Source organism: Pantoea sp. XY16 (genome assembly GCF_025153065.1).
Taxonomy (GTDB): Bacteria; Pseudomonadota; Gammaproteobacteria; order Enterobacterales; family Enterobacteriaceae; genus Pantoea; species Pantoea alfalfae.
In genome coordinates, this window is the sequence record NZ_JANZNP010000007.1 from 303,195 (window position 1) to 314,224 (window position 11,030).

General features: G+C 56.7%; 6 protein-coding genes. 1 reads left to right on the forward strand and 5 read right to left on the reverse strand.

The features are described from left to right. Window positions 1–174: 174 nt before the first annotated feature. Window positions 175–3,858, reverse strand: a complete 3,684-nt coding sequence (gene metH / locus N1689_RS13225) for a methionine synthase (protein WP_260059114.1) — start codon at window positions 3,856–3,858, stop codon at window positions 175–177. A 194-nt stretch (window positions 3,859–4,052) separates the two neighbouring features. On the opposite strand from metH, the gene iclR reads away from it, so the two are divergent. Further along, window positions 4,053–4,880: a glyoxylate bypass operon transcriptional repressor IclR gene (iclR, locus tag N1689_RS13230; RefSeq protein ID WP_033784456.1), complete on the forward strand. Its 828-nt coding sequence runs from the start codon at window positions 4,053–4,055 to the stop codon at window positions 4,878–4,880. Here the strand turns inward: iclR and aceK are convergent. The 4 genes from aceK to metA form a co-directional block, all read right to left on the reverse strand. Further along, on the reverse strand, window positions 4,855–6,603 hold the full coding sequence (aceK, locus tag N1689_RS13235; protein WP_222924731.1) for a bifunctional isocitrate dehydrogenase kinase/phosphatase: 1,749 nt from the start codon (window positions 6,601–6,603) through the stop codon (window positions 4,855–4,857). The genes iclR and aceK overlap by 26 nt on opposite strands. Window positions 6,604–6,665: 62 nt before the next feature. Next, a complete protein-coding gene (gene aceA, locus N1689_RS13240; RefSeq protein ID WP_260059115.1) occupies window positions 6,666–7,967 on the reverse strand; it encodes an isocitrate lyase in 1,302 nt (433 codons plus the stop codon). 17 nt (window positions 7,968–7,984) lie between these two features. Further along, window positions 7,985–9,583: a malate synthase A gene (aceB, locus tag N1689_RS13245; protein WP_260059116.1), complete on the reverse strand. Its 1,599-nt coding sequence runs from the start codon at window positions 9,581–9,583 to the stop codon at window positions 7,985–7,987. 263 nt (window positions 9,584–9,846) lie between these two features. After that, window positions 9,847–10,776 (reverse strand): homoserine O-succinyltransferase, encoded by a 930-nt coding sequence (metA, locus tag N1689_RS13250; RefSeq protein WP_010252696.1) that lies wholly within the window; start codon window positions 10,774–10,776, stop codon window positions 9,847–9,849. Between the last annotated feature and the right edge of the window lie 254 nt (window positions 10,777–11,030).

Consider the following 11,030-nt stretch of genomic DNA (forward strand, 5'->3'; position numbering starts at 1 on the left):
CCCATCGCTTTGACTCCGGCGCGTTTCAGGCGACCATCTGAACGCTTCAGACCGCTGAAAAAAAGCCGAAACAGGGTGAATCTGACCGTGTTTCCTGCGCTGGCTCGATATCACAGCTGACAGGGCCCGAGTTGATTCCCCTCCCTTCAAGCGGCCCTCCGGCCGCTTTTTTATTTAATCCGCATCGTAGCCGAGATTCGGCGCCAGCCAGCGATCCACTTCCGTGACCGACATCCCTTTGCGTGCTGCGTAATCTTCCACCTGATCACGCTGAATCTGCGCCACGGCGAAATAGCGGCTGTCAGGATGGCTGAAGTACCAGCCGGACACCGCCGCGCCCGGCCACATGGCAAAGGATTCGGTCAGTTTGATGCCGGTCTGCTCTTCCACTGCCAGCAGACGCCAGATGGCAGCTTTTTCAGTGTGATCCGGGCAGGCCGGATAGCCTGGCGCCGGACGTATTCCCTGATAATTTTCGCGAATCAGCGCTTCATTGCTGAGATTTTCGTTGGGCGCAAAGCCCCAGATTACCTTACGCACCCGCTCGTGCAGATATTCAGCAAAGGCTTCCGCCAGACGGTCAGCCAGCGCTTTCACCATAATCTTGTTGTAGTCATCGTGCTGACGATCATAGGCCTCCGCCAGCGCATCCTCCTCCAGTCCGCCGGTCACCGCGAACGCGCCAAGGTAATCCGCTTTTCCCTCTGACTTCGGAGCAACGAAATCCGCCAGACAGTAGTTGGCGAAGTCGATTTTCTCGGTCTGCTGACGTAAGTGATGACTCACACACAAAATTTCATCGCGTCGCTCGTCACGGTAAATATGGATATCATCACCAACCCGGTTAGCCGGGAAAATACCGACCACGCCACGCGGCTTCAGCAGCGACGCCTCACTTAATCTGTCGAGCATCGCACTGGCATCGGCAAACAGACGCTGCGCCTCCTCACCCACCACCTCATCCTCCAGAATACGGGGATATTTACCCGCCAGCGACCAGGTCATAAAGAACGGCGTCCAGTCGATGTAGTGGCGCAGCGTGGCAATGCTGGCCTCCACCTGACTGACACCAGGTCGATGCGGCACCGGCGGTGTGTAACTCTCCCAGTCAATTGAAGTGGCGTTATCGCGCGCCATCTGTAGCGAGACCGGCGGCGTGCGCGGCTTTTTACGTGCATGCTGGATGCGCACGGTTTCGTACTCTTTGCGCGTTCGGGCGACAAAATCGTCTTTTAATGTGGCGGAGAGCAGCGACGACACCACGCCAACGGTGCGAGAGGCGTTCTGCACGTAGACCGTCGGGCCGCTGTAGTGCTGCTCAATTTTGACGGCAGTATGCGCCTTCGAGGTGGTCGCGCCGCCAATCAGCAGCGGTAAGGTAAAGCCCTGACGCTCCATCTCTTTCGCCATATTGACCATCTCATCCAGCGACGGCGTAATCAGCCCTGACAGGCCGATGATGTCTGCCTTCACTTCACGCGCTGTTTTGAGGATTTTCTCGCCCGGCACCATCACGCCAAGGTCGATAATTTCGTAGTTATTACACTGCAACACCACGCCGACAATATTCTTGCCGATGTCATGCACGTCGCCTTTGACGGTGGCCAGCACGATTTTACCGTTGCTGCGCCCTGCTTCTTTGCTGGCTTCGATAAACGGCTCCAGATACGCCACCGCCTGCTTCATCACGCGCGCCGATTTCACCACCTGCGGCAGGAACATTTTGCCTTCGCCGAACAGGTCGCCGACCACGTTCATGCCGGACATCAGCGGCCCCTCAATCACCTCTATCGGACGGGGCACCTGCTGGCGCGCCTCTTCGGTATCCTGCTCGATAAACTCCGTGATGCCCTTGACCAGCGAATATTCGAGCCGCTTCACCACGTCCCAGCTGCGCCACTCGGCGAGCTGCTTGTCCTGCGCACCCTCGCTTTTGCCGTCACGATATTTCTCCGCCAGCGCCAGCAGCCGCTCGGTGCCATCATCCCGTCGGTTAAGGATCACATCCTCTACCGCCTCGCGCAGTTCTGCCGGCAGATCGTCATAGATGGCCAGCTGGCCTGCGTTGACGATGCCCATATCCATGCCATTTCGGATGGCGTAGTAGAGGAACACCGCGTGTATCGCTTCACGCACCGGGTCGTTGCCACGGAAGGAAAACGAGACGTTGGAGACGCCGCCGGAAATCATCGCATGGGGCAGTTCACGCTTGATGTCTTCACAGGCACCGATGAAATCCATCGCGTAGTTGTTGTGCTCGTCGATGCCGGTGGCAACCGCAAAGATGTTGGGATCAAAAATGATATCTTCCGGCGGAAAGCCGACCTGTTCGGTCAGGATCCGGTAAGCGCGGCGACAGATTTCGATTTTACGGGCGCGGGTATCTGCCTGGCCCACTTCGTCAAATGCCATGACCACCATCGCCGCGCCGTAACGCCGGACCTGGCGCGCATGATGGATAAAGGCCGCTTCCCCCTCTTTCATCGAAATCGAATTCACAATTCCTTTGCCCTGAATGCACTGCAGCCCTTTCTCAATCACCGCCCATTTCGAGGAGTCGATCATAATCGGCACGCGGGCAATATCGGGTTCACCCGCAATCAGATTCAGGAAGCGCACTATCGCCGCCTCGGCGTCGAGCATCCCTTCATCCATGTTGATATCGATGATCTGTGCGCCGCTCTGCACCTGCTGCAACGCCACCTCCAGCGCTTCGTTGTACTTCTCTTCTTTAATCAGCCGCTTAAATTTTGCTGAGCCGGTGACGTTGGTGCGCTCACCGACGTTAACAAACAGCGACTCAGCGGTGATGTTCAGCGGCTCCAGACCGGAAAGGCGACAGGCCACCGGAATCACCGGCAACCTGCGCGGCGCGACGCCTTCAACCGCCGCGACCATAGCTTCAATATGTTGCGGCGTAGTGCCACAGCAGCCGCCAATAATGTTCAGGAAGCCCGAGGTGGCCCATTCCTTAATCTGCTCCGCCATCAGTGCCGCATCGAGATCGTATTCGCCAAAGGCATTGGGCAGACCCGCATTGGGATGGGCAGTGACGTAGCCCTCGGCGATGCGCGACAGCTCCGCCACATACTGACGCAGCTCATCCGGTCCCAGCGCGCAGTTCAGGCCAAAAGAGAGCGGTTCGGCATGACGCAGGGAGTTGTAAAACGCTTCAGTGGTCTGACCGGAGAGCGTCCGGCCGGAGGCGTCAGTGATGGTGCCGGAGATCATCAGCGGCAGCTTCACACCCAGCGCGTCCATCTCGGTCTTCACCGCATAGACAGCCGCTTTGGCATTCAGCGTATCGAACACCGTTTCGATCATGATGAGGTCAGCACCGCCCTCCACCAGCGCACGAGTCGATTCGCGGTACGCCTCCACCAGCTGATTAAAGGTGACGTTGCGATAAGCAGGATCATTAACGTCGGGTGAGATCGAGCAGGTGCGGTTAGTCGGGCCGAGCACACCCGCAACGTAACGCGGACGATCCGGCGTTTTCGCCGTCCACGCATCGGCGCAGACGCGCGCCAGCCGGGCCGCTTCGAAATTGATCTCCGCCGACAAGCTTTCCATCTGGTAATCCGCCATCGCAATCGACGTGGCGTTGAAGGTGTTGGTTTCGAGGATATCCGCACCGGCAGCCAGATAAGCGTCGTGGATCTCGCGGATCACCGACGGTTTACTCAGTACCAGAAGATCGTTGTTGCCTTTGAGATCGCAGGGCCAGTCAGCAAAACGGCTGCCGCGATAATCCTCTTCCTCCAGCCGGTAGCTCTGGATCATGGTGCCCATGCCGCCATCCAACACCATAATGCGTTGTGCGAGCTGCTGATGTAGCGCGTCGATTTTAGTGCTCACTGTTGCCCCATTCACGTCAGTCTGCTGGCGGAAAACCCTGTTTTTCATTCTGGCACAAGCCTCTCTGGCGACAAAGTAACCTCTTCTGCGACAGGTGCAGGTCACGGCTTCACAGGTCTGACCAGAAAACCAGCATTTGCAAACGGCGTGATTAAAACGAAAATGATTTCCACAATGCAAAAGGAGAGACAACGATGGCAACGCCCGTTCCCGTTAAACGCGGTAAGAAACCCCGCGGCACCCCTGTCGCCGCACCTGCGGGCGGTCAGGTTCAATCGCTGACGCGCGGCCTGACATTGCTGGAGCTGATTGCTGACTCACATGGCAGCGTGGCGCTGACCGAGCTGGCACAGCAGGCGGGCCTGCCCAACTCCACCACGCATCGCCTGCTCAGCACCATGCAACAGCAGGGTTTTGTCCGTCAGGTGGGCGATCTCGGACTGTGGACAATCGGCGCGCATGCCTTTGTGGTCGGCAGCAGTTTCCTGCAAAGCCGGAATCTGCTGGCGCTGGTCCACCCGGTGCTGCGGAGCCTGATGGAGCAGTCCGGTGAAACGGTAAATCTGGCGGTGCTGGATCTCAGTGACCACCAGGCGGTGATCATTGATCAGGTACAGTGCACCCAGCTGATGCGGATGTCCGCGCCGATAGGCGGCAAGCTGCCGATGCATGCGTCAGGCGCAGGCAAAGCGTTTCTGGCGCATCTGGGTGATGAACAGGTTACCGCCCTGCTGCATCAGAAAGGATTGCATTACTACACGCCGAAGACCCTGATGTCGCCGCAGAGCCTGAAAGAGAATCTGGCGCAGGTACGCAAAGCGGGCTTTTCGCTGGATGATGAAGAGCATGCACTTGGACTGCGCTGTGTCGCCGCGCCCATCTACGATGAACATGGCGAGGCGTTTGCCGCGCTCTCGATTTCCGGCCCTATCGCTCGCATGACAGACGATCGGATTACGGAATTAGGTGCGCTGGTCATCCGCGAAGCGCGTCAGGTTACGCTGGCGTACAGCGGCCGTTAATAGCCTCTGACGCGTAGCAGACGCTGAAACGCTGCGTCTGCCGCCAGGCGATGACCTCTTCAACATGGCCATGAGCGAGGCGCTGCTGCTGCGCGCGCCACCAGCGGGCGTCGAATATCTCCGGATGCAGTTGTAGCAGTAAGGCGCCAGTCGCGGCTTCACTGCATAACGCATAGCGGAAGGTTTCCGGGAAGACATCATCCGGTCCGACGCTGTACCACGGCTCAGCGCTAAGTTCATCTTCCTCATAGCGCGCCGCGGGCACCTCGCGGAAATTCAGCGCCTGCATCGGGCGGATCTCATCGTAATCGTAGAAAATCACCCGGCCATGACGGGTTATGCCGAAGTTTTTAAACAGCATGTCGCCAGGAAATATGTTGGCGGCTGCCAGCTGTTTAATCGCGTGGCCATACTCTTCAATGGCGTGTCGTCGCTCAGCGTCGCTGGCCTGCGCCAGGTAGAGGTTAAGCGGCTGCATACGACGCTCCAGCCACAGGTGACGAATGATCAGGCGATCACCTTCGATATGCAGCTTTTCTGCCACGCAGGCGTGGAGTTCCGTCAGCAACGCCGGTGAGATACGCGACAGTGGCAGCACAAACTGCTCGAACGCCTGCGTATCCGCCATCCGACCCACGCGATCGTGCTCTTTGACCTGCTGATAACAGGCGCGGACCTGCGCTTCCGTCACCTCTTTTTGCGGCGCGAATTGATCCTTTATCACCTTGAACACCCAGTCAAAGCCCGGCAGCGTGAAGACCAGCATCACCATGCCCCGCACGCCAGGCGCGATCTCAAAGGCCGTCTCACTCTCTGCCAGCGCCTGAAGATATTCGCGATAGCTTTCGGTTTTACCGTGCTTCTGGCAGCCAATCGCCATATAGCGTTCCGCCAGCGTTTTGCCGGGCAGAATCGGTTGCAGCCAGGCCACCAGCGCCGCAGGCACCGGGGCATACACCATGAAATAGGCACGGGCAAAACCAAAGACAATGCTGGCGTCATTCACATCGGTCAGGCAGGTGTCGATCCACAGCTCGCCACTTTCAGTGCGCTGTATCGGCAGCAGACAGGGAAAAATGCCCTCCGGCAGATGCAGGCGCGCCACCAGCCAGGCGGTTTTGTTGCGATAGAAGAGTTCACTGTTGACCTCCAGCCAGCCCTGATCCAGCCGGGGGAAATACGACTGCAGGTGGCGGACAATCCAGCCGACATCGCGCGCGCGGTGCTGCCACGGCAGCGTCAGCGGTAAATCTCCCAGCACCTGATCCACTAATGCCCGCCAGCCCCGCTCCGGCTGATAATGGCGCGACAACGGCCTCAAAGGTGTGATTGGTGCGGTCTGGGACTGGGAGCTGAAGATAAATAGCCGATCCGGTTGCAGGTCAGTATGTCCATGCAACCGGCAGTAAACCGAGTTAAAGAAGCTTTCAGCGATCTCATGCCGTGGATAGCCAGGCAGCAGGCTTTGATAGTGATCCTTGACCCGCAGCCAGAAAATCTCATCCCAGCTGGCCGCGCCATTCAGCACCCGCAGCTGATCGGCCACCAGGCTGACGTGATGATCATAGAGATGAATGCGGGCCTTCATGGCATGCTGCACTGCCTGCCAATCCGCCTGCTCGAACCGCTGCTGCGCCCCGGCCGTAATATCCAGAAAGCGGCCATACTGCGCATCAAAACCCTGCAGGATAGTGTGGGCGATCAGAGATTCGCGTGGCGGCATAGTCAGCTCCGGTCAATGACCGCCCACGTGGTGCGGGCGGGGAATCCGTCATAGAAGAAGCGTCAGAACTGATGCTCTTCGGTCGAACCGGTAAGCGCGGTGACTGAAGACTTACCGCCCTGAATGATGTTGGTCACCTGATCGAAATAGCCGGTGCCCACTTCCTGCTGATGTGACGAGAAGCTGTAACCGCGATCGCGGGCAGCGAACTCAGGCTGCTGAACCTTTTCAACGTAGTGACGCATCCCTTCGCCCTGGGCATAGGCATGCGCCAGATCGAACATGTTGAACCACATGCTGTGGATGCCCGCCAGCGTGATGAACTGGAAGCGATAGCCCATGTCGCTCAGCGCCTGCTGGAACTTCGCGATGGTGCGGTCGTCGAGGTTCTTCTTCCAGTTGAACGATGGCGAGCAGTTGTAGGCCAGCAGTTTGCCGGGGAAGCGCGCATGGATGGCGTCGGCAAAGCGCTGCGCCATCGCCAGATCCGGCGTCGAGGTTTCGCACCACAGGATGTCAGCATAAGGGGCATAGGCCAGCCCGCGGCTGATCGCCTGTTCAATGCCAGCGTGTGTGCGGAAGAAGCCTTCTGCCGTCCGGTCGCCACGGATAAAGGGACGATCGTATTCATCGCAATCTGAGGTAATCAGGTCCGCGGCGTCGGCATCGGTGCGGGCCAGCAGTACCGTTGGCACGCCCATGACATCCGCAGCCAGCCGTGCCGCCACCAGTTTCTGAATCGCTTCCTGAGTCGGTACCAGCACTTTACCGCCCATGTGACCGCATTTTTTTACCGCCGCCAGCTGATCTTCGAAGTGGACCGCAGCCGCGCCCGCCTGAATCATCGCCTTCATCAGCTCATACGCATTGAGTACGCCGCCAAAACCGGCTTCCGCATCGGCAACAATCGGCAGGAAGAAATCGGTGTACCGGCTGTCATCCTTTTCGATGCCACTGGACCACTGAATCTGATCGGCACGCTGAAAGGTCTGATTAATGCGGGTCACCACTTCCGGCACCGAGTTCACCGGATAGAGAGACTGATCGGGATACATCTGCCCTGCCACGTTGGCATCCGCAGCCACCTGCCAGCCAGAAAGGTAAATTGCTTCAATGCCCGCTTTGGCCTGCTGCAGTGCCTGCCCGCCGCTGAGCGCACCCAGACTGTTGATGTACCCTTTCTTCGCCTCCCCGTTCAGCAGCGCCCATAATTTTTCCGCACCGCGCTCTGCCAGCGTACAGGCGGGAAGAACAGAACCGCGCAGATTGACAACCTCTGCTGCGCTGTAAGGGCGGGTAATGCCCTGCCAGCGTGCGGTCTGCCAGAGTTGTTCCAGTTGATCTATCTGTTGAGTACGTGTCATGGCAATAGCTCCTCTGTTCAGGGGATCAGGCGGTAGCCTGGCAGGGTAAGAAAGGAAACCAGCTCGCGTTCGGTAGTGATCTGCGCCATCAACTGTGCCGCGTCGTCATAGCGACCGGCACTAAAACGGGCTTCGCCCAGCGCGTTTTGCAGCAGATGCAGCTCTTCATTCAGCCAGCGCAGAAACAGTTCGGCCGTGACCTGCTGGCCACTGCTCAGCATTTGCTGGTGGCGAATCCATTGCCAGATTGAGGTGCGTGCGATCTCAGCAGTCGCGGCATCCTCCATCAGTCCGTCAATTGGCACACAGCCGTTGCCGCTAATCCACGCTTCAAGATATTGCAGTGCGACGCGGATATTGGCGCGCATTCCGGCTTCAGTGCGCTCGCCCTGGCAGGGCGCCAGTAACTGCTCCGCCGTGATGGGGGCATCTTCTTCGCGCAGAATATGCAGCTGATTCGGCCGGTCACCCAGCGCAGCATTGAAGACCGCCATGGCGGTATCTGCCAGGCCCGGATGCGCAATCCAGGTGCCGTCATGCCCATTGTCCGCCTCCCGCTCTTTATCTTCCGTTACGCGCTGCAGCACCCAGGCATTGCGCGTCGGATCTTTAGCGGGGATCAGCGCAGACATCCCGCCCATCGCAAAAGCGCCCCGGCGATGACAGGTTTTAATCAGCAGGCGCGAGTAAGCATCCAGAAACGTCTGAGACATGGTGACAGACTGGCGATCCGGCAGTACGCGATCCGCATGTTGTTTCAGGGTTTTGATGTAGCTGAAGATGTAGTCCCAGCGGCCACAATTGAGGCCCACAATGTGATCGCGCAGATTCCACAGGATCTCATCCATCTGAAACACGGCGGGTAAGGTTTCGATCAGCACTGTCGCTTTGATCGTGCCGCGCGGCAGATCGAACTGATCCTCGCTGAAGCTGAAGATCTCACGCCACCATGCGATCTCCTGCCAGCTCTCAGTCTTAGGCAGATAGAAGTAAGGTCCGCTGCCCTTAGCCAGTAAAGGACGGACGTTGTGGAAGAAATAGAGCGCGAAATCAAACAGCCCACCCGGAATCGCCTCGCCCTGCCAGCTGACATGTTTTTCTGACAGATGCAGGCCGCGAACCCGACACATCAGCACCGCTGGATTAGCGCCGAGCTGATAAATTTTGCCAGTGTCGCTGGTGTAACTCAGCGTACCCAGCACTGCTTCGCGCAGAGTAAGCTGCCCGTCAATCAGCTTTGACCACTCCGGTGACAGCGAATCCTCAAAGTCGGCCATAAAAACCTTTACGTTTGAATTCAGGGCATTAATCACCATTTTTCGCTCGGGTGGACCGGTGATCTCAACCCGACGATCTTTTAAATCTGCCGGAATGGGTTGAATACGCCACGCGCTGGCTCTTATGGAAGCGGTTTCCATATCGAAGTCTGGAAGATAGCCCTCGTCATATCGACGCTGACGTTGCTGGCGAGCCGACAACAGCACGTCGCGTTGTGGTGCAAAGCGTGCAATCAGCCCCTCTAAGAAAGAGACGGCCTCGGGCGTTAACAGCTGCTGTTCGGCATGATTAAAGGGCTGGCTGAAAGAGAGGGTATGGCTGATCACTGAGTCTGTCATGCTGGCTTTCTCCTGTATTCAAAGGATCGAATGCAGCGGATCCACACGGTGTTCGTTTTGTGAGCGACAGGATCAGAGCATAATCATTTATTTTTATAAATCAAAATCTATTTCCATTTTTAAATAAAAATCAACTTATCCTTATGTTTTATCAAAAATAAAATTTTCATCCATTAAAGGAATCGCTTTCATTTAACGTTATGAAGGCGAAAAAAAACCGTGTTGCCATCGGCTAACACGGTTCCGTTGATCTTCAGACGGGACTATTCCAGCGTTGGGTTCATGTGACGCAGATCGAACGGCGTGATCTGGTAAACGTAGTAGTTGAGCCAGTTCGAGAACAGCAGATTGCCGTGACTGCGCCAGGTGGCGCGGGGTGGCAATACCGGATTATCCTGCGGGAAATAGTTATAAGGGACTTCCGGATTCACCCCCGCTTCATAATCGCGATGATACTCACCAGACAATGTCAGGGCATCATATTCCGGGTGACCGGTAACAAACACCAGACGTTTGTCTTTACTCGCCATCAGATAGGCACCGGTTTGTTCCGATTCAGCAAACAGCTCAAGATCGGTGTAATCCGTAATCAAATGAGTGGGAAAATCAGCATAGCGTGAGTGCGGTGCGAGGAAATTATCATCAAAACCACGGGTCAGTAACGCATGGGGATGCAGTATCTGATGCTCATAGACGCCAGACAGTTTGTTATGCCGGGTTTGCTTGGGAATGCCATACAGAATGTTAAGCGCAGCCTGAACCGCCCAACAGACAAACAGGGTTGAGGTGACGTGCTCATTTGCCCAGTGCAGAACGCGCTGAATCTGTGGCCAGTAAGCGACATCATTAAAATCAACCAGCCCGAGTGGTGCACCTGTCACGATTAAGCCATCGTAGTTATCGTGCTGGATATCTTCAAAATTGCAGTAGAAGTTGTTGAGGTGCTCAGTGGGCGTATTGCGTGACTCGCGGCTGTCGATGCGCAGCAGCTGAATATCAATCTGTAAGGGCGAGTTGGAAAGCAGACGCAGAAACTGATTCTCCGTTTCGATCTTTTTCGGCATCAGATTCAGTATGAGCACTTTAAGCGGGCGGATCTCCTGAACACTGGCGCGCGACGATGTCATCACAAAGACATTTTCGTCACGCAAAAAATTCACTGCCGGTAATTCGTCGGGAACCCTGATTGGCATAACCTGCTCACCTCTCGCAACCATATAAACGTTTAGACATCTGGATGCCCAACATTATAGTGATCAGCAGAGATTGTCGAGGTTTGATGCAGTAAATGAAAATGTTTCAGCTTAACGTGGCAAACAGCAGACGTAAAAAAGCCCCGCACTCGCGTGCGGGGCTTCTTCACTTATTTAATGCCTGGCAGTTCCCTACTCTCGCATGGGGAGACCCCACACTACCATCGGCGCTACGGCGTTTCACTTCTGAGTTC

Coding starts and splice junctions, on each gene's coding strand:
- iclR (WP_033784456.1), top strand. CDS start 4,053: ATGGCAACGCCCGTTCCCGTTAAACGCGGTAAGAAACCCCGCGGCACC.
- aceK (WP_222924731.1), bottom strand. CDS start 6,603: ATGCCGCCACGCGAATCTCTGATCGCCCACACTATCCTGCAGGGTTTT.
- aceA (WP_260059115.1), bottom strand. CDS start 7,967: ATGACACGTACTCAACAGATAGATCAACTGGAACAACTCTGGCAGACC.
- aceB (WP_260059116.1), bottom strand. CDS start 9,583: ATGACAGACTCAGTGATCAGCCATACCCTCTCTTTCAGCCAGCCCTTT.
- metA (WP_010252696.1), bottom strand. CDS start 10,776: ATGCCAATCAGGGTTCCCGACGAATTACCGGCAGTGAATTTTTTGCGT.